Raw genomic sequence first — 19228 nt, 5'->3', positions numbered from 1 at the left:
AGCGGATCGTCGTGCGCGGTACGCGACCCGCTCTTCCCAGCGCGACCACCCTCCCCGGCCGACCGCGGCCGATCGACGACGCCAGGAGGAGATCGGCTACGAGTGGAGCCGCAGCGCCGTCCAGAGCTCGGTGCGGGCGGAGACGTCGTCGAGGTCGAGGCCGAGGGCGCGCTCGACGGCGGTGATGCGGTTGCGGAGGGTGTGACGGTGCACGCCGAGGTCGCGGGCGGCGGGCTCCCAGGCGCCGTTGCGGCGGAGCCAGACGCGGGCGCTCTCGAGCAGCACGGCTCCCTCGGGGGTCAGCAGCGGTGAGAGCATCCGGCGGGCGAGCGGTGCTGCTCCGGCGGCGGCGAGGAGCCCGATCATCCCCTCGGCGGCGACGTCCTCGAAGCGGACCACCGTCCCGTCTCCTGTCCGCTCGGCGGCGCGCCGCGCCTCCTCGAGGCCCCGGTCCAGGTCCGACCAGCCGATCGGGGCGGAGGCGCCGGCGCTCGCGCCGTGCCGCTCCAGCACGGCGGTCAGCGGCTCGAGTCCGTCGGCGGCGGCGACGGCGACGAGCGAGCCGTCCCTCTCGGCGAAGAACAGGCGCGCGCCGTCCTCCTCCGCCACGACCTCCAGCTCGTCGAGGAGCGAGTCGCCGTACACGGGCGCGCTCAGCACGACCACCCGCACGGGCTCGGCGGGCAGCGGGCTCCCCAGGCGCCGTGCGGTGCTCTCGGCGACGTCGAAGGCTCCCGCGGCCAGCAGCTCGAGCAGTCCGGAGCGCAGCTGCCGGCGGGAGGAGTCCAACGCGCGCCGCTGCTCCAGCGCGATGCTCGCCAGGGCTATGACGCTCGCGACGAGGTCGCTGCCCGCCGGGTCCAGGGGCGTGCCGGTGCCCACGGCGAGCACCCCGCGCAGGTGGTCGCGGCGCCCGATCGTCTGCAGCGTCACTCCGCCGCCGTCGTCGAGTCGGAGTCCCGCTCGGCTGCCGCGGGTCAGGGCGTGCCTCGCGGCCGCGGCGACCGCCTCCTCCGCCGGCACGTCGAGCCGGGTGGGCAGGTGCACCCTCTGCCCGGCCGCGTCGTAGAGGGCGACCCAGCAGTCCAGCTGCCGCTCCAGCTCGGTGAGGATCGCCGCGAGCCCGTCCGGCCGCAGCGCCGCGCGGGCGACCCGCCGCTGCGCCTCGAGCGACCACTCCAGCCGCTCGCGCTGCTCCCGCGAGATCACGTCGGCGACGAAGCGGATGATCCCCATGAACGGAGTCAGGTCCGCCACCTCCAGCAGCGGCAGGCCCTGGCGCTCGCACGCCGTGACGAGAGCGGCGGGCACCTCGTCGTGCACGATGCGGGTGGCGAAGCCGAGCGCGCGGATGCCGCGGCCGCGCAGCCGGGCGACGTACTCCTCCGAGAACTCGGCGCTGTCGTGCCCGGTGAAGTGGACGCCGTCGGTCAGCAGCAGCTGGCCCGACTCGAGCCAGGGCGTCGGATCGACGAGGTCCGAGGAGTGCGCCCACACCAGAGGGGCGTCGAGGTCGGCCTCGTCGTGGACGCCGGCGAGCACGCGGAGGCGGAAGGCCGGTTCGGCCAGAAGATCGCGGACGGTCGCGGGCATGCGCGGCTCCCTTCGACGTTCCGTCCATCGTAGGGTCCGCGCATCAACGGATCCGCACGCCCGCTTCCGAGGCGCGCGCGGCACGATGGAGACCATGACGTCCTCGACCGCCCCCACCGTCCGCGACAACGCCTCGGTCACCGCCGCCGACCGGTCCCGCGTTTTCCACTCCTGGTCGGCGCAGGGCGCGCTGAATCCGCTGCCGATCGCGGGCGGTCTCGGCGCCGAGGTCTGGGACGTCGACGGCACCCGCTACCTCGACTTCTCGAGCCAGCTCGTGAACGTCACCATCGGCTACCAGCACCCGAAGGTCGTCGCCGCGATCCAGGAGCAGGCGGGCGTCCTCACCACCGTCGGCCCGGCCTACGCGAACGAGACCCGCGCCGAGGCGGCCCGCCTGATCACCGAGCGGGCGCCCGAGGGCATGGAGAAGGTCTTCTTCACCAACGGCGGCGCGGACGCGAACGAGAACGCGATCCGCATGGCGCGGCTGTTCACCGGCCGCGACAAGGTCGTCTCGCTGTACCGCTCGTACCACGGCAACACGGGAGCGGCGATCGTCTCGACCGGCGACTGGCGCCGCATTCCGAACGAGTACTCCCGCGGGCACGTGCACGCCTTCGGGCCCTACCTGTACCGCAGCGAGTTCTGGGCCGAGACCTTCGAGCAGGAGTGCGAGCGCGCCCTCCACCACCTCGAGCGCGTCGTGCAGGCGGAGGGGCCGGAGTCGATCGCCGCGTTCCTCCTCGAGACCATCCCCGGCACCGCCGGCGTGCTCACGCCGCCGCCCGGCTACCTCGCGGGTGTGCGCGAGATCGCCGACCGGTACGGCATCCAGCTGATCCTCGACGAGGTCATGGCGGGCTTCGGCCGCACGGGGGAGTGGTTCGCCTTCGACGCCTTCGACGTGCGCCCCGACCTGATCACCTTCGCGAAGGGCGTCAACTCCGGCTACGTCCCGATCGGCGGCGTCGTCATCTCGGATCCGATCGCCCACCACTTCGATGAGCGCGTCTTCCCCGGCGGTCTCACCTACTCGGGCCACCCGCTCGCCGCGGCCAGCGTCGTCGCGACGCTCGAGGCCATGGAGGAGGAGGGGATCGTCGACAACGCGCGCACCATCGGCTCGGAGCACCTGGCCCCCGGCCTGGCGGCGCTCGAGGCGAAGCACGACCTGATCGGCGAGGTCCGGGGCTCCGGAGTGTTCTGGGCCCTGGAGCTGGTCACCGACCGGGCCGCGCGCACCCCGCTGCCGGCGGCCTCCGTCGCCCGCCTCAAGACCGACCTGCTGTCCCGCGGTCTCCTGCCCTTCACCGCAGACAACCGGATCCACGTGGTCCCGCCGGCCGTCATCACTTCCGCCGAGGTCGCCCGCGGCCTCGGCATCCTCGACGACGCCCTCACCGCCTTCAGCGGCTGACCGCACTCCGTTCCGCGGGGAGCGGCGTCCTCGCGGGGCGTATCCGGGGATCCGCGTTCCAGCGGATCCGCGTCGCCGTGCGCGACCCGCTCCTCGGGACCCGGCCCCGCGCTGGAGCCGACTGCGGGATGCCGCGAAGGCAGCGGCGCCGTCGCGAGGCGTATCCGGGGATCCGCGTTCCAGCGGATCCGCGTCGCCGTGCGCGACCCGCTCCTCGGGACCCGGCCCCGCGCTGGAGCCGACTGCAGGATGCCGCGAAGGCAGCGGCGCCGTCGCGACGCGTATCCGGGGATCCGCGTTCCAGCGGATCCGCGTCGCCGTGCGCGACCCGCTCCTCGGGACCCGGCCATGCGCTGGAGCCGACTGCGGGACGCCGCGCGGGGAGCGGCGCCGTCGCGAGGCGTATCCGGGGATCCGCGTTCCAGCGGATCCGCGTCGCCGTGCGCATCCCGCTCCTCGGGACCCGGCCATGCGCTCGAGCCGACTGCGGGACGCCGCGCGGGGAGCGGCGTCCTAACCAGCACTGTGCAAGGCGAACGCCGTCACGAACCCGAGGACCGCGTACAGCCCGGTGAGCACGTCGTCGCGGTCGAACGCCTCGGGGATCATCGTGTTCGAGATCATGGCGAGGATCGCGCCGGCGGCGACGGTCGTCACGAAGGCCACGACCGCGCCCGGTGCGGCGGCGAAGACCAGGAAGCCGACCAGCGCTGCGGCGGCCGAGATCGCGGCGATCCCGCCCCAGACGGTGAAGACGTAGCGGGCGGAGCGGCCGTCGGCTTTCATGCCGACCGTCGAGGACAGTCCCTCGGGGAGGTTCGAGATCGCGACCGCGGCGACGATGGGCACGCTGATCGCCGCTCCCGCTCCGCCCTGGGCGACCGAGAGGCCGAGCACGATCGATTCGGGGACCCCGTCGATCAGGGCGCCGGCCGCGATGGCCGCGCCTCCTCCTCCGCCCGACCCCTTCGCGCTCTTGCGGTTCCCCGCGCCGGCGCGGGTGAGCAGCGCGTCCGCGCCGACGAAGACGACGGCTCCCGCGAGCGTGCCGAGGATCGTCGGGAGCAGTCCTCCGTCGTCCGCCGCCTCCTGCACGAGCTCGTAGGCGAGCGCCGAGATCAGCACCCCTGCTCCGAAGGCGGAGATCGCGGCGGTGAGCTTCGGGGGCACGCGCACGAACCAGGCGAGCGCGGCGCCGATCAGGAGGGTGGCGCCGCCGATGGCGCCGCTGGCGAGGGCGAGGGTCCAGGGAGGCACGGCTCCACCCTGGCATCGGCGGCGTCCGGTCGCGGCGGGCTTGACGGGGGCGCTCCGGCGGCGCTCGACCCGCCTCCGCCCGCCCCGACAGCTGTCGTGCAGGCGTCGGGCCGCGATGCCCGGCCGATCCTCGGCGATGGAGGGCCGCTCGGGCCGGGCGTCCCCGTAAACTGCCGGAATGGCGGAGTTCAGCGCGAGTGTTTTCCAGAACGAGTTCCTCTCGGACGGCGCCACCGACGTGCACGCCATCGTCACGGTGACCGCGTCCGGCACGGGGGTCGCCGGGTCCGACGGGGCCGCGGCCGAGATCATCATCGTCGACTGCTCCGGATCGATGACCGGCGAGAACATGACGGCCGCGAAGCGCGCCGCCGCCGTGGCCGTCGACCAGATCCTGGACGGCACCTTCTTCGCCGTCGTGGCCGGATCCGAGCGCGCCGACCGCGCCTTCCCCTACCCCAATGCCACCGTCTCGATGGTGCGGATGGAGCCGGGGGCGCGGGCCGCGGCGAAGGAGGCGATCGGCTACCTCCAGGCCGACGGCGGCACCGCGATGGGCACCTGGCTGACCCTCGCCCGCCAGCTGTTCGCGACCGTGGCGGAGGCGACGCAGAGGCACGCGATCCTCCTCACCGACGGCAAGAACGAGCACGAGTCGCGGATGCAGCTGGACGCGGCGATCCGCGCGGCGTCGGGCGACTTCCAGTGCGACGTGCGCGGCGTCGGCTCCCGCTGGATCGTCGAGGAGGCGCGCACCATCGCGAGCGCCCTGCTGGGCACCGTGGGCCTGATCGCGAACCCGGCCGACATGGCCGCCGACTTCGAGTCGCTGATGCGGGCGTCGATGGGCCGGGGAGTCGCCAACGGCGAGCTCCGCGTCTGGACTCCGCAGGGCGCGCAGCTGCTCTTCGTCCGCCAGGTCGCGCCGAACCTCGAGGACCTCAGCTCCCGGCGGAACGCCGTGAACCCGCTCACCGGCGCCTACCCGACCGGCGCCTGGGGCGACGAGTCGCGGGAGTACCACGTGGCGGTCCGGGTCGCGTCGAAGCCGGTCGGCTCGGAGCAGCTCGCCGCGCGGGTGCAGCTCAGCGTGCGCGACGAGGTGGTCGCCTCCGCCCTGGTGAAGGCGCGCTGGACGGACGACTCCGCCCTGACCGCCCGCATCGACCCCGCCGTCGCCCACTACACCGGCCAGACCGAGCTCGCCTCCGCGATCCAGGACGGGCTCGCGGCCAAGGCGCGGGGCGACGAGGCGACCGCCACGGTCAAGCTCGGGCGGGCGGTGCAGCTCGCCTCCGTCACCGGGAACGACGAGGCGACCGCGAAGCTGCGGAAGGTCGTCGAGATCGACAACCCGAACGAGGGCACCGTGCGGCTCAAGCGCGGCGTGGACCGCCTCGACGAGATGGCGCTGGACACCGCGTCGACCAAGACCACGCGGGTGCGCAAGTGAGCTTCCGCTGTCCCGAGGGGCACACCTCGCAGTCCGGCGACTACTGCGACATCTGCGGGGCGCCCATCGGTGCCGCTGCGGCCCCGTCGCCCGCTCCCGCCGCGCCGACCACCGCGATCCCGACCGGCCCCTCGGTCTGCCCGCACTGCTCGTTCCCGAACGAGCCCGGCGCCCTGTTCTGCGAGAACTGCGGCTACGACTTCACGACCGGCTCCCTCCCCGAGGCCGATCCGTTCACCTCCTCCGGCGCCGTCCGCGCTCCGGGCGAGGTCGGCGGCTCCGCGACGCCGTCGGGGGACCCGGCCCAGCACCTGGGCGAGGCGCCCGCGCCGCAGGCCGATCCCGCGGCTCCGACCGAGCTGGTCCCGGAGCAGGAGGCCGGCTTCGACACCCCCGTCGCGACCGCGCCGCCCGCCGCTCCGCCGACCGAGGTGATCCCGGAGGCCCCTGCACCCGAGGCCGCAGCCCCCGACGCGGCACCCGAGGCCTCAGCGTCGGAGGAGGAGGCCGCGTCCGCGCCGGCCACCGGCTCCGCCCGCCCCGCCGCCGCCTCCGCGGACCCGGACCGCCCGTGGATCGCCGAGCTCTGGGTCGACCCGGAGTGGTACGCCGAGCAGCGCGCCGACGACCCCATGCCCTCGCCGGGCCCGCCCGCGACCGTCGTCCTCCGCGAGCGCACCCTGCTCGTCGGCCGCCCGTCCGTCTCCCGCGGCGTCTCGCCGCAGGTGGACTGCGGCTCCGACTCCGGTGTCTCGCGGCGCCACTGCCAGCTGAGCACCGACGGCTACCGCTGGTGGGTCGAGGATCTGCAGTCGGCGAACGGCACGTACCTCGCCCCGGCCGGGGCGCCGCTCCCGCAGTCGCCGATCGCCGCCGGTCAGCGCCGCGAGGTCGAGGAGGGCGATCGGATCTACGTGGGCGCCTGGACGCGGATCGTGCTCCGTCCCGCGTTCCCCGGCGAGGCCTAGGGCCCCGCGCCCGAACGGTCAGCGACCGGCGAGCGCTCCGAGCATCCACGACAGCGCCGCGATCGCGCCGACGCCGACCACGCTCGAGCCGATGATCACGGAGCGCCGGATCCGTGCCGCGCGCGAGTCCGAGGCGGTCGGCGCGGCCGCCGCCGTGCCCGTCGTCATCCCGCCGCGGAGCCGGTGCGCGACCTCGTCGGCGGTCGGCCGCTTCTCCGGGTCCCGCTGCGTCATCGAGGTCAGCAGCGCCCGCCACTCCGCCGGCAGGGTGTCGGGCACGGAGGGGCTGCGGTGGAGGCGGGCGATGGCCGCCTCGAGGACGGTGCCCGAGTACTCGCGGTGACCGGTGATCGCCTCGAGGAGGACCAGGCCGAGGGAGAAGACGTCGCTCGCTCCGCTGATCGGCTCGCCCGCGACCTGCTCCGGGCTGACGAAGCTCGCGGTGCCGATCACGACGCCGTCGCTGGTGAGGCGGGAGCCGTCCATGAAGTGGGCCACGCCGAAGTCGGTGAGCTTGGCGGTGCGGGTGTAGCCGCTGGAGGCGACCTCGCTGACCAGGATGTTCGCGGGCTTCACGTCGCGGTGCACGACGCCGCGCTCGTGCAGGTAGGCGAGGGCCTCGGCGAGCTGCGTGCCGATCGCCGCGACCTCCGCCGCCGGGAGGGGGCCGGACTCGAGCCGCGCCTCCATCGTGGGGTCGGCGACGAGCTCCATCACGACGTAGCGGCGGACCTCGCCGCCGAAGTTGTGCAGCCCCGCGTCGAAGAGGTTGACGATGCCCGGGTGGGCGAAGGAGCTCAGCATCCGCACCTCGCGCTCCTGGCGGGCCACGTCCTCGGGGTTCGAGGCCTCCGCGCGGAACACCTTCACGGCGACCTCGCGCTGCACGGTCTCGTCGCGGGCCCGGTAGACCGAGCCCATCCCGCCGGAGCCGATGCGCTCGATCAGGTAGTAGCGGCCGGCCACCTTCTGCTGGGCGGCGTTCGCGGCGACGGTACTCATGGCGATCCCGCCTTCCGCTCGAACGGTGCGCTCCGGAGCGCACGAGGTGGGCGCCTGCGACGACGGTACCGCGGGGCGGCGCCGGCCGGGTCGGCGGAACGGGGGGATTGACACTCCCGGCCCCGGACGGGGGGACGAATGGCCGCTCAGCGCACCGATCCGCACCCCCCGCCGCGGGGTCAGCGGAGGCCGCTGCGCGCGAAGCCCTGCACGAAGTAGCGCTGGAACACCAGGAACAGCACCACCATCGGCACGACGTTCACCAGGGCGAACGCCATGGTCGCTCCGTAGTCGCTGCCGAACTGCCCCTGGAGGAAGAGCAGCCCGATCGGGAGCGTGAACAGCGCGTTCTCCTTCAGTGCGATGAGCGGCCAGGCGAAGTCGTTCCAGGAGCCGAGCAGCGACATGAAGAAGAGCACGGCGATGAGCGGCTTCGAGAGGGGGAGGACGATGGCCGTGAACACGCGGAAGTGCCCGGCGCCGTCGATCCGGGCCGCCTCGATCAGGTCCCGCGGGATCGCGAGGATGAACTGCCGCGCCAGGAACAGCCCGAACGCCGATGCCGCCGTCGGCAGGATCACCGCCCAGTAGCTTCCGTAGAGGCCGAGGTCGGTGACGAGCCGGAACAGCGCCACCATGATCACCTGCACGGGCAGGGTGAGCGTCGACAGGGCCAGGAGGAAGAGCACTCCGGATCCGCGGAACCGCAGCTGCGCGAAGGCGTAGCCGCCGAGCAGGTTGATCGTCACGGTGATCAGCGCGGTGACCAGGCTGATCGCGAGGGAGTTGCCGAACCAGGTCGCCACGGGGAACGACGAGAACACGCGCTCGAAGTTCACCAGCGTCAGCTCGCGCGGCCAGAGGCGGAGGGTGCCGCCGAGCAGCTCGGACCGCGAGGAGAACGCGACGACGACCATCCAGTACAGCGGGAAGACGATGACCACCGAGACGGCGAGGGCGAGGGCGAGGCGGAGCAGGCGCGAGGTGCGCGACGTGCGAATCATTCGACGAGGTCCCTCGAGCGGTTGGTGCGCCACTGCACCGCGGTGAAGATCATGGTCAGTATCAGCAGCACGATGCCGATGGCCGCGGCGTAGCCCTGGTCGCGGGTGACGAACCCGGTGTCGTAGGCGTAGGTCACGAGCACCGAGGTCGCGTTCTGGGGTCCGCCGCCGGTGAGCACGAAGACGATGTCGAACACCTGGAACGAGTAGATGACGTTGAGGATGAGCAGGAAGAACGACGACGGGCCGACCAGCGGCAGCGTCACGTGGCGGAACTGCTGCCACGCGTTCGCTCCGTCGAGCCGGGCCGCCTCGTAGAGCGCCGGGTTCACCCCCTGCAGCCCCGCCAGGTAGATCAGCATGTTGAAGCCGGTGCGCCACCACAGGGTGACGAGCACCACGGAGGCGAAGGCGGCCGCTCCGCCGGACTGCCAGGCGATGCGGGGGAGGCCGATCGTCTGGAGCATGCCGTCGAGCACGCCGCTGTTCTCGTCGAAGATCAGCACGCCCATCAGCGCCGTCGCCACGCCGGAGACCGCCATCGGCAGGATGAGGATGCTGCGGAACACCGGACGCGCGGGCAGCACCGAGTTCATCAGCACCGCCGCGCCGAGGCCCAGCGCCATCGAGAGCGGGGTCACGATCAGGGTGAACAGCGCCGTGTTCAGCGTCGAGCGCCAGAAGAGGCCGTCGCCGAGCAGCCGCGCGTAGTTGTCGAGCCCGACGAAGACGCCGTCGCCGAAGCCGTTCGTGCGCTGGAAGCCGATCAGGAACGCGCCGCCCAGGGGGACGAACACGAACAGCCCGAGCATCAGCAGGTTCGGCGCGAGGAACGCGTAGGCGGCCGCCGTCTCGCGGGCGGGGGCGCGGGAGGTGCGCCGGAGGCGGTGACCGCCCGCCTCCGGCGCGAGGACCGACCGGCTCACTGCGTCGCGGCCGCGATGCCGGAGGTGAGGCCGGCGATGGTGTCCTCGGTGCTGCGCCCGCCGACGAAGGCCTGCTCCAGCTGCTCCTTGAGCACCGTGATGATCGCGGCCATGTCGGGCGAGGCGACCTGCGCCGAGTCGGACGCCTGGACGGTGCCCGCCTGGCCGAGGAACACCTCGGCGAGCTCGGGGCGCACGGCGAACTCGATGCCCGACTCCGTGAGGTCGCGGCGAGTGGGGAGGAGCGAGGCGCCGGCGCAGAAGTCGCGCATCGCCTCCTCCTCCGTCACGAACGCGAGGAAGGAGGCGGCCAGCTCCGGGTTCTTCGCGGCCTTGGTCGCGACGAGGGCGTTGCCGCCGAAGTCGCCGCCTCCGCGCACGTTGCGCGGGGAGTAGGTGGCGCCCCACTCGAAGTCGAGGGTGGAGTCGGCGTCGGGGATGAGGAACGCGCCGGCGAAGGTCATCGCGGTGGTCTGCGAGTACCAGAGGTCGCTGGCGTAGGTGGTCGCCTGCACAGAGCTGCTCGGCGGCACGAGGCCGTCGGTGAAGAAGCTGCGGCTGAAGTCGATCGCGGCGCGGCCGGCGGCGGAGTCGATCGCGGGCCCGGACAGGTCCTCGGTGAGGAAGCGGCCGTCGGCCTGGAAGAGCAGGCTGAGCCAGCGCGTGACGCCGTTGCCCTGCCAGTTGTAGGCGAAGGGGTAGCGCTCGGCGGGGAGCGAGGCGCGCAGCTTCCGCCCGACCTCGGTGAACTCCTCCCAGGTCCACGCCTCCTCGGGCGAGGAGGGGAAGGAGGTGACGCCCGCGTCGGCCAGCACCTGCGTGTTGTAGAGGATCAGCGAGGTGTCGGTGTGGTGGGGGACGCCGAAGGGGCTCCCGCCGCTCTGCACCGCGGCCCAGGCCGGATCGGTGAACCGCTCGGCGACGTCGGAGTCGAGGAAGCCCGACAGGTCCAGGAGCTGGTCGCGGCCGGCGTAGCTGCCGAACGTGTAGTACGGGACCCGGAAGACGTCCGGCGGGTTGCCCGCCTGCAGCTGCGCGTCGATGTTGGTGAACATCTGCTCGTACGGGACCGCGTTGAGGGTCACGGTGGCGCCGGCGTTCGCCGTCTGGAACGCGTCGATCGCGCGCTGGAAGCCGGCCAGCTCGGCGTCGGTGCCCCAGGTGGTGAAGGTGAGGGTGTCGCTGCCGGCGCTCGCCGCGGGGCCCGCGGGGGCGAAGCCGCAGCCGGAGAGGACCGGGACGGAGGCGGCGACGCCGAGCGCTCCGAGGAAGCGGCGGCGGTCGAGGACCGCGCGTCCGAGCTGCGAGAGGTCGAGAGCCCCCGCGGGGAGCCCCTTGCTGGTCAGGCCCATGACGGCCTCCTTCCGGGGGCCAGCGGCAGGCTCCCGGGGGCAGGCTATTCCGGCAGGGCCGCGGTTATCGCGGCTGGACGGATCGGCCGATCCATGAGAGGAGCGGCCGATCCGCCCGGCGGGCGTTCAGCCGCGGCGGCCGAGCATCCCCTCGAACGAGCCGTCGAGCGCCCACGGGTCGGGCGTGGAGCCCGAGCGGGAGGAGCGGGCGGCCTGATCCGCCAGCTCGCGTCCGGCGCGCTCGATGCGCGAGGGCAGCGCCCGTCCGTCCTCGGTCGCGCCGCCCCAGTCGTCCGTCGCCGCGAACACGGTGGTCGCGAGGGGCGCCGCGTGCAGGTAGGTGAAGAGCGGGCGCATCGCGTAGTCGACGGCCAGGGAGTGGCGGGGGGACCCGCCCGTGGCCGCCAGCAGCACGGGCAGGCCGCGCAGCGCCTCCGTGTCGAGCACGTCGACGAACGACTTGAAGAGCCCGCTGTAGCTGGTGGTGAAGATCGGCGTCACGGCGATCAGGCCGTCGGCGCCGGCGACCGCGTCGAGCGCGGTCTGCAGAGCGGGGCTCGCGAAGCCGGTGAGGAGGTTGTTCGTGACGTCGTGCGCGAGGTCGCGCAGCTCCACGACGCTCCGCTCGACGGCGAAGCCCTGCTCGGTGAGGGAGGACTCGGCGGCGTCGGCCAGGCGGTCGGCGAGCAGCCGGGTCGAGGACGGCTGGCTGAGGCCGGCCGAGAGGACGGTGATCCTGCGGGTGTCCATGGAGAGCTCCTGACTAGACGGTGACGGGCTCGGCCGCGGGCTGCGCGTCGCGCGCGGCCACGAGGGAGGCATGGGTGGGGGCGTCGGGCACGTGCGCGGGGCGGCCCTCGGCGAAGCCGGCGCGGAGAGCGGGGAGGATCTCGCCGAGCATGTCCATCTGCTCCAGGACGGTCTTCAGCGGGAGTCCCGCGTGGTCCATCAGGAAGAGCTGGCGCTGGTAGTCGCCGACGTACTCGCGGAAGCCGAGGGTGCGGTCGATGATCTGCTGCGGGGAGCCGACGGTGAGCGGGGTCTGCTCCGTGAAGTCCTCGAGCGAGGGGCCGTGGCCGTAGACGGGGGCGTTGTCGAAGTAGGGGCGGAACTGCGAGACCGCGTCCTGCGAGTTCTTCGCCAGGAAGATCTGCCCGCCGAGGCCGACGATCGCCTGATCGGCGGTCCCGTGGCCGTAGTGCTCGAAGCGCTGGCGGTAGAGCTGCACCATCTTCTGGGTGTGCGAGGCGGGCCAGAAGATGTGGTTCGCGAAGAAGCCGTCGCCGTAGTAGGCGGCCTGCTCGGCGATCTGCGGGGAGCGGATCGATCCGTGCCACACGAACGGCGCGACGCCGTCGAGGGGGCGCGGGGTCGACTGGAAGCCCTGGAGGGGCGTGCGGAACTGGCCCTCCCAGTCGACGAAGTCCTCGGTCCACAGGCGGTGCAGCAGGTCGTAGTTCTCGATCGTCAGCTCGATGCCGCGGCGGATGTCCTTGCCGAACCACGGGTAGACGGGGCCGGTGTTGCCGCGGCCGAGCATCAGGTCGACGCGGCCGCCGGCGAGCTGCTGGAGCATCGCGTAGTCCTCGGCGAGCTTCACCGGGTCGTTCGTGGTGATGAGGGCCATCGCGGTGGAGAGCGTGATCCTCTCGGTCTTCGCCGCGAGGTAGCCGAGCGTGGTGGTGGGGGAGGAGGACCAGAACGGCGGATTGTGGTGCTCGCCCAGGGCGAAGACGTCGAGGCCGATCTCCTCCGCCTTCAGCGCGATCGCGAGGGTCGCCTGGATCTTCTCGGACTCGGACGGGGTCCGTCCGGTCGTGGGGTCGGTCGTGATGTCGCTGACCGTGAAGATGCCGAACTGCATCAGGCGCTCCTTCTGTCCTCCGGCCCGGTGGGGCCTGGTCCATGCGTTTGCATGTACATCCTCATTCAACCACGTGCGGCCGGATCTATTCCCGTGGATCCCCGGGCCTCCGCCGGCCTGTCGGAGGACGGCGCCGGTGCCGTGCCCGGACGTCGCCGACCCGCCCCGCTCGCCCCGCGGCCGCCCGAAACATCCCCGCAATACGCCCCGCACTAGAGTCGTGCCATGGGTGACCTCTTCGACGGATACGGGTCCCAGAAGGTCGAGCGGCCCGACACGGGCGCCACCCCCTGGGACGAGATGTTCGCCGACGTGGCGTCGACCGGAGGCCCCGACGGGGTCCGCGGCGCCTACCGCGACATCTACTCCTCGCTCGCGCGGATGACCCAGGAGGAGCTGCGCGGCCGCACCGACGCGCTCGCCTCCTCCTACCTCGCGCAGGGCGTCACCTTCGACTTCGCGGGGGAGGAGCGGCCGTTCCCGCTCGACGCCGTCCCCCGGGTGATCGAGCGCGCCGAGTGGAACGAGGTGCAGACCGGCATCAAGCAGCGGGTCCGTGCTCTCGAGGCGTTCCTCGCCGACGTCTACGGTTCGCAGAACGCCGTGGCCGACGGCGTCATCCCCGCCGGGCTGATCTCGAGCTCGAGCCACTTCCACCGGCAGGCCGCGGGCATCGTCCCCGCGAACGGCGTGCGGATCCAGGTGTCCGGGATCGACCTGATCCGCGATGAGAAGGGCGGCTGGCGGGTCCTCGAGGACAACGTCCGCGTGCCCTCCGGCGTCTCCTACGTCATCTCGAACCGCCGGGTGATGGCGCAGACGCTGCCCGAGCTGTTCGTCTCGATGCGGGTGCGCCCGGTCGGCGATTACCCGAACAAGCTGCTGCAGGCACTGCGCGCCTCCGCCCCCGACGGCGTCGACGACCCGACCGTGGTCGTGCTCACCCCGGGCGTCTACAACTCCGCCTACTTCGAGCACACCCTCCTCGCCCGCCTCATGGGCGTGGAGCTGGTCGAGGGCCGCGACCTGTTCTGCACGGGCGGCAAGGTGTTCATGCGCACCACCTCCGGCCCGACCCGGGTCGACGTGATCTACCGCCGCGTGGACGACGAGTTCCTCGATCCGCTGCAGTTCCGCGCCGACTCGATGCTCGGCTCGCCCGGGCTGATGCTCGCGGCCCGGCTCGGGAACGTCACGATCGCCAACGCGGTCGGCAACGGCGTCGCCGACGACAAGCTCGTCTACACCTACCTGCCCGACCTCATCCGCTACTACCTCTCGGAGGAGCCGGTGATCAAGAACGTCGACACGTGGCGGCTCGAGGACCCGTTAGCGCTCGAGGAGGTGCTCGACCGCCTCGACGAGCTCGTCGTGAAGCCGGTCGACGGCTCCGGCGGCAAGGGCCTGGTCGTCGGGCCGGCCGCCTCGGCGAAGGAGCTCGCGGAGCTGCGCTCCCGCCTCCAGGCCGACCCGCGCGGCTGGATCGCGCAGCCGGTCGTGCAGCTCTCCACCATCCCCACCCTCGTCGACGACGGGATGCGCCCCCGGCACGCCGACCTTCGGCCCTTCGCCGTGAACGACGGCACCGACGTCTGGGTGCTGCCCGGCGGCCTGACCCGCGTCGCGCTCCCGGAGGGGCAGCTCGTCGTCAACTCGTCGCAGGGCGGCGGATCGAAGGACACCTGGGTGGTCGGCCTCGAGGAGGCGCGCAGCGCCGAGCCCGAGGCGCGCGACATCCAGGCGCTCGTCGCCGAGCAGGCCGCTGTCACCAGCTCCATCCCGATCGTCTACCCGCTCAACCACACGCCCGACCACTCGCCGCAGGACGCGCCGAACACCGACCAGGACCAGCAGCAGCAGCAGACGCTCGCGGCGGGGGAGGACGACTGATGCTCTCCCGGATCGCCGAGTCGCTGTTCTGGATCGGCCGCTACATCGAGCGGTCCGACGGCACCGCCCGCATCCTCGACGTCCACCTCCAGCTCCTGCTCGAGGACCCGTGGATCGACGAGGACACGGCCTGCCGCTCGCTCCTGTCGGTGATGGGCTCGACCCCGCCCGACGACATGGGCGAGATCACCCGTGCCGACGTGCTGGCGATCCTCGCGATCGACCGCACGAACCCCGCCTCGATCGCCTACTCGCTCGGCGCGGCCCGCGAGAACGCCCGCCGGGCGCGCGAGATCGTCTCGACCGAGCTCTGGGAGTGCCTCAACACCACGCGCACCCGGATGCCGCGCCGCGTCTCGGGCGAGCGGGTGTCGGAGTTCTTCAGCTGGGTGAGGGAGCGCTCCGCCCTCGCCGTCGGCATCATCGAGTCGGCGACCTCGCGCGACGAGGCCTGGCAGTTCTTCACGCTCGGCCGCTCGATCGAGCGCGCCGACATGACCGCCCGCCTGCTCGCCACCCGCTCGCTGACCGAGGCGAGCGGCCCCTCCTGGACCACGATCCTCCGCTCCTGCGGCGCCTACGAGGCGTACCTGCGCACCTACCGGGGCGTGCCGAGCGCGCGGAACGCGGCCGAGTTCCTCCTCCTGGACCGGCTGTTCCCGCGCTCGATCCTCTTCTCGGTCTCGCGGGCGGAGGCGTGCATGCGCGACATCGAGCCGCGCACCGGCCGCATCGGCCACTCCGGCGACGCGCAGCGCGTCCTCGGGCGGATCCGCAGCGAGCTGGAGTTCCGGCCGATCACCGACATCCTCGAGGACCTGCCGCGGCACATGGACAGCGTGCAGGAGGCGACCTCGGCCGCGTCCGAGGCGATCCGCCAGCGGTACTTCCCCACCAACGTCATGCCGAGCTGGATCGGGGAGGCGCTGTGAGCAGGCTGCGCATCAGGCACACCACGGGCTTCACCTACGCGGGGGACGTGGTCGCGTCCTACAACGAGGCGCGGATGCTCCCCGCCTCCTCGGACGGGCAGCTGGTGCTGTTCTCGAACCTCGACATCCGGCCGGTGACCTCGGTGCACGCCTACACCGACTACTGGGGCACCCGCGTCTCGTCGTTCGACGTGCTCGACGCCCACCGCGAGCTCTCGCTGACGGCGACCTCGCTCGTCGAGATCCGGCCGAAGCAGCACCCCGACCACCCGACCGGGTGGGATCAGCTGTCCGAGCAGGTCGAGACGCGCACCGAGTACGTGGAGCAGTCGAAGCAGACCCACCGCACCGCGCCGCCGGAGGACCTCTCGGCGATGGCGCGCTCGCTCGCGGACGAGGCGGCCGGGCCGTGCGAGGCCGCGCTCACGATCGCCGAGACGATCGGCCGGGCGATGACCTACCGGCAGGGCGTCACCGGCGTGCACTCCACCGCGACGGAGTCGTGGACCGCGCGCGAGGGCGTCTGCCAGGACATCACGCACATCGTCCTCGGGGCGCTGCGCTCGGTGGGCATCCCGGCGCGCTACGTCTCGGGCTACCTGCACCCCAAGCCGCACGCCGAGATCGGCGAGACCGTGGTGGGGGAGTCGCACGCCTGGGTCGAGTGGTTCTGCGGAGGAGCGTGGCGCGGCTACGACCCGACGAACCTGATCGACATCGGCGACCGCCACGTCACCGTCGGCCGGGGGCGCGACTACAACGACATCGCGCCGTTGCGCGGGGTGTTCGCCGGGCCCCGCTCGTCGAAGCTCTTCGTCCGCGTCGAGATCACCCGCGAGGCCTGAGGGCGGGTGGCGGACGCGCCCGGCGTCGGGGGCGACCCGTCGAGTGGGCGGTCCGCGGATCCGCCCGGCGTGCGGACCGGCCGACGGAGCCTAGGCGCGCGGGCGCAGCAGGGGGACACCGCCGGTCGCCGGCAGAGCCTCCGGCTCGGGGGCCGCGAGCCGGGCGGCGCGGCGCAGACGGAGGTGGAAGGCGAGTCCGATGGCGGCCGCCGCGATCCCGGAGGCGGCGCCGACCAGCATCGCCTGGCGCGGACCGTAGGCGTTCGCGACCCAGCCGATCAGCGGTGCGCCGATCGGGGTGCCGCCGACGAAGATGGCCATGTAGAGCGCCATGACCCGGCCCCGCATCTCGGGGGCGGTCGAGAGCTGCACGTAGCCGTTGGCCGAGGTCATCAGCGTCTGCGCCGCGATGCCGACGAAGGGGAGCAGGATCGCGAACGCCCAGACCGTCGGCATGACGCCGGCCAGCGCGAGCGCGACGCCGAACGCCGCGGAGGCGCCGACGATGAGCCGGAGCCTCGGGCGGTCGCGGCGAGCCGAGAGGAGCGCTCCCAGCACCGAGCCGACGGCGATGGCGGAGGAGAGCAGGCCGAACTCGCTCGCCCCCATGTCGAACTCGACGGTCGCCATCGTCGAGGCGAAGATCGGGAAGTTCAGGCCGAAGGTGCCGATCAGGAACACGATCGCGAGCACCACGAGGATGTCCGGCCGCTTCGACACGTAGCGGAACCCCTCCAGCAGCGCACCCGGGCCGCGCGTGGCGCGCGGGGCGCTGCGGAGCTGGTCGCGGTGGAGTGCGCGCAGCGAGAGCAGGACGGCGAGGAAGCTCGCGGCGTTGAGGAGGAAGACCCAGCCGGAGCCGACCGCGGCGATGAGCACGCCCGCGAGGGCCGGTCCGATCATCCGCGCCGAGTTGAAGGAGGCCGAGTTCAGCGAGACGGCGTTGGTGAGGTCGCGCTCCTCGACCAGCGCCGAGACGAACGTCTGGCGCACGGGCGCGTCGATCGCCGCGGCGAAGCCGAGCAGCAGGGCGAAGAGGTAGACCATCCAGAGCTGGACGACCCCGGTCACGACGATGAGCCCCAGGCCGAGCCCGAGCGCGCCCATCGCGCCCTGGGTGGCCATCAGGAGCTTCCGCCGGTCGAAGCGGTCGGCGATGAAGCCGGAGAAGGGGACCATCACGAGCTGCGGTCCGAACTGCAGCGCCATGGTCACGCCGAGCGCCGTCGCGTCGTGGTCGGTCAGGTCGTTGATCACGATCCAGTCCTGGGCCGTGCGCTGCATCCAGGTGCCGACGTTCGAGACCATCGCGCCCGCGAACCAGATGCGGTAGTTCGGCACGGCGAGGGAGCGGAACATCGCGCTCATCGGTCGGCCACCGCGCGCAGGACCGCCGCCGCGTCGTGGAGGAGGCGCAGGTCCTCGGGAGGGAGCTCCTCGAGGCGCGCCACGAGCCAGGCGTCGCGGCTGCGGCGCACGTCGAGCACCAGTGCGGTGCCGGCCTCCGTGGGGCGGATCCGGGTGACGCGGCCGTCGGCGGGGTCGGCCAGGCGCTCCGCGAGTCCTTCGTCGACCAGGCAGCCGACCGTGCGGGTCATCGACGGCGGGCGGACCCGCTCCGCCTCGGCCAGCTCGCCGAGGGTCTTCGCGCCCTCGCGGTGCAGGAGCGCGAGCACGCTGAACTGCGGATCGTTGAGCTCGTGCTGGGCCTTCTCCTGCCGGAGCCGCCGTCCGAGCCGGCCGACCGCTGCCCGCACCTCGCCGGCGAGGGAGGTCAGCGGGAGATCGGTCTGCGGGGTGTCGGTCGGAGGGGTCTCGGTCTGCAGGGTCTCGGTCGATGGCACATAGTTAGCCTAACAAAAGAACTGCCGCTCAGGCGGAGGTCCGCGCGGTCCGCACCGCCCCGATGCTCGCGGCGACCACGAGCGCGATCCCGACGGCCTCGACGGCGCTGAGGCGCTGCCCGAGCACGAGGAAGCCCGAGAGCGCGGCCGCCCCGGGGGAGAGCGACATCAGGATCGAGAAGGTCGAGGAGCGCAGGCGCCGCAGCGCCAGCAGCTCCAGCGCGTAGGGCACCGCGGAGGAGAGCACCGCCACGGCGAGCCCGAGGAGCAGCACCGGCGGCAGCACCAGGGCGGGCCCGGCGGAGGCGAGGCCGAACGGCAGCGACACGATCGCGCCGGCCGCCAGCGCCAGCGCGAGCCCGTCGATCCCCTGGAACCGCCCGCCGGTGCGGCCGGCGAAGACGATGTACGCGGCCCAGAGCACTGCGGCTCCCAGCGCGAAGCCGACGCCGACCGGGTCCAGCGCCGAGAACCCGCCCTGCGACAGGGTCACCACTCCGGCCAGCGCGAGCACAGCCCAGACCAGGCTCAGCACGCTCCTCCCGGCGATCACCGAGAGCGTCAGCGGCCCGAGCACCTCGAGGGTGACGGCGGCGCCCTGCGGGATCCGGGCGATGGCCTCGTAGTAGCAGGCGTTCATCCCGCCGAGGGCGAGACCGTAGGCGGCGACGGTGGCCCAGTCGCTCCGGCTGTGGCCGCGCAGCCGCGGACGGCAGACCAGGAGCAGCACGACGGCCGAGAACACCAGCCGGAGCGTGACGGTGCCGATCGGCCCCGCGGCGGGGAAGAGCAGTACGGCGAAGGAGGCGCCCAGCTGCACGCTCGCGACCGACCCGAGCACCAGGCCGATCGAGCCCGCGCTCGCCGGGCGCCGCTCC

17 protein-coding genes are annotated in these 19228 nt (G+C 72.9%); 6 read left to right on the top strand and 11 right to left on the bottom strand.

Annotation, left to right across the window (positions count from 1 at the left end):
* Positions 1–96: 96 nt before the first annotated feature.
* The gene (locus C5D04_RS12250; protein WP_181137708.1) at positions 97–1593 is read right to left on the bottom strand and encodes a PucR family transcriptional regulator; all 1497 of its coding nucleotides are present in this window, start codon (positions 1591–1593) and stop codon (positions 97–99) included.
* Between the two features lie 94 nt (positions 1594–1687).
* On the opposite strand from C5D04_RS12250, the gene C5D04_RS12245 reads away from it, so the two are divergent.
* Positions 1688–3013, top strand: a complete 1326-nt coding sequence (locus C5D04_RS12245) for an aspartate aminotransferase family protein (protein WP_104347772.1) — start codon at positions 1688–1690, stop codon at positions 3011–3013.
* Positions 3014–3526: 513 nt separating this feature from the next.
* On the opposite strand, the gene C5D04_RS12240 is transcribed toward C5D04_RS12245, so the two are convergent.
* Entirely contained in the window at positions 3527–4270 is a 744-nt protein-coding gene (locus C5D04_RS12240) for a ZIP family metal transporter (protein ID WP_104233141.1), read from the bottom strand.
* A 178-nt stretch (positions 4271–4448) separates the two neighbouring features.
* Here C5D04_RS12240 and C5D04_RS12235 point away from each other — a divergent pair, with 178 nt between their 5' ends.
* On the top strand, positions 4449–5723 hold the full coding sequence (locus C5D04_RS12235; RefSeq protein ID WP_104295294.1) for a VWA domain-containing protein: 1275 nt from the start codon (positions 4449–4451) through the stop codon (positions 5721–5723).
* A complete protein-coding gene (locus C5D04_RS12230; RefSeq protein WP_104347771.1) occupies positions 5720–6691 on the top strand; it encodes an FHA domain-containing protein in 972 nt (323 codons plus the stop codon). Before C5D04_RS12235 ends, C5D04_RS12230 begins: the two co-directional genes overlap by 4 nt.
* An 18-nt stretch (positions 6692–6709) precedes the next feature.
* Here C5D04_RS12230 and C5D04_RS12225 read toward each other — a convergent pair whose 3' ends face one another.
* The 6 genes from C5D04_RS12225 to C5D04_RS12200 all read right to left on the bottom strand — a co-directional run bounded on the left by C5D04_RS12225 (position 6710) and on the right by C5D04_RS12200 (position 12839).
* Positions 6710–7693, bottom strand: coding sequence for a serine/threonine-protein kinase (locus C5D04_RS12225; protein ID WP_104295296.1), 984 nt, complete (start codon positions 7691–7693; stop codon positions 6710–6712).
* A 179-nt stretch (positions 7694–7872) separates the two neighbouring features.
* Entirely contained in the window at positions 7873–8697 is an 825-nt protein-coding gene (locus C5D04_RS12220) for a carbohydrate ABC transporter permease (protein ID WP_104233145.1), read from the bottom strand.
* Positions 8694–9623, bottom strand: a complete 930-nt coding sequence (locus tag C5D04_RS12215; protein WP_258067535.1) for a carbohydrate ABC transporter permease — start codon at positions 9621–9623, stop codon at positions 8694–8696. Before C5D04_RS12215 ends, C5D04_RS12220 begins: the two co-directional genes overlap by 4 nt.
* Positions 9620–10975 (bottom strand): sugar ABC transporter substrate-binding protein, encoded by a 1356-nt coding sequence (locus tag C5D04_RS12210; protein WP_104246873.1) that lies wholly within the window; start codon positions 10973–10975, stop codon positions 9620–9622. Before C5D04_RS12210 ends, C5D04_RS12215 begins: the two co-directional genes overlap by 4 nt.
* A 126-nt stretch (positions 10976–11101) precedes the next feature.
* The gene (locus tag C5D04_RS12205; protein ID WP_104249848.1) at positions 11102–11725 is read right to left on the bottom strand and encodes an FMN reductase; all 624 of its coding nucleotides are present in this window, start codon (positions 11723–11725) and stop codon (positions 11102–11104) included.
* Between the two features lie 13 nt (positions 11726–11738).
* Positions 11739–12839, bottom strand: a complete 1101-nt coding sequence (locus tag C5D04_RS12200; protein WP_104347770.1) for an LLM class flavin-dependent oxidoreductase — start codon at positions 12837–12839, stop codon at positions 11739–11741.
* A gap of 225 nt (positions 12840–13064) precedes the next feature.
* Between C5D04_RS12200 and C5D04_RS12195 the strand changes: the two genes are divergently transcribed.
* From C5D04_RS12195 to C5D04_RS12185, 3 genes are read left to right on the top strand one after another with little or no spacing between them, the layout of a single operon-like run.
* Complete coding sequence (locus tag C5D04_RS12195) at positions 13065–14729, top strand: circularly permuted type 2 ATP-grasp protein (RefSeq protein WP_104347769.1); 1665 nt, start codon at positions 13065–13067, stop codon at positions 14727–14729.
* Positions 14729–15661 carry an alpha-E domain-containing protein gene (locus C5D04_RS12190; protein ID WP_104292249.1) on the top strand — a complete coding sequence of 311 codons (933 nt, stop codon included), beginning with the start codon at positions 14729–14731 and terminating at the stop codon, positions 15659–15661. Before C5D04_RS12195 ends, C5D04_RS12190 begins: the two co-directional genes overlap by 1 nt.
* Positions 15658–16506, top strand: a complete 849-nt coding sequence (locus tag C5D04_RS12185) for a transglutaminase family protein (RefSeq protein WP_104292250.1) — start codon at positions 15658–15660, stop codon at positions 16504–16506. The genes C5D04_RS12190 and C5D04_RS12185 overlap by 4 nt, the downstream gene beginning before the upstream one ends.
* A gap of 90 nt (positions 16507–16596) precedes the next feature.
* Here the strand turns inward: C5D04_RS12185 and C5D04_RS12180 are convergent, their stop codons facing one another.
* From C5D04_RS12180 to C5D04_RS12170, 3 genes are read right to left on the bottom strand one after another with little or no spacing between them, the layout of a single operon-like run.
* The gene (locus C5D04_RS12180; protein WP_104246866.1) at positions 16597–17874 is read right to left on the bottom strand and encodes an MFS transporter; all 1278 of its coding nucleotides are present in this window, start codon (positions 17872–17874) and stop codon (positions 16597–16599) included.
* Positions 17871–18350 carry a MarR family winged helix-turn-helix transcriptional regulator gene (locus C5D04_RS12175; RefSeq protein WP_258068908.1) on the bottom strand — a complete coding sequence of 160 codons (480 nt, stop codon included), beginning with the start codon at positions 18348–18350 and terminating at the stop codon, positions 17871–17873. Before C5D04_RS12175 ends, C5D04_RS12180 begins: the two co-directional genes overlap by 4 nt.
* A gap of 28 nt (positions 18351–18378) precedes the next feature.
* A complete protein-coding gene (locus C5D04_RS12170) occupies positions 18379–19191 on the bottom strand; it encodes a DMT family transporter (protein ID WP_258068907.1) in 813 nt (270 codons plus the stop codon).
* Positions 19192–19228: the final 37 nt, after the last annotated feature.

Source organism: Rathayibacter sp. AY1D2, from assembly GCF_002932695.1.
In the GTDB taxonomy this organism is placed as follows: domain Bacteria; phylum Actinomycetota; class Actinomycetes; order Actinomycetales; family Microbacteriaceae; genus Rathayibacter.
This window is presented reverse-complemented; position numbering and strand designations above follow the sequence as displayed.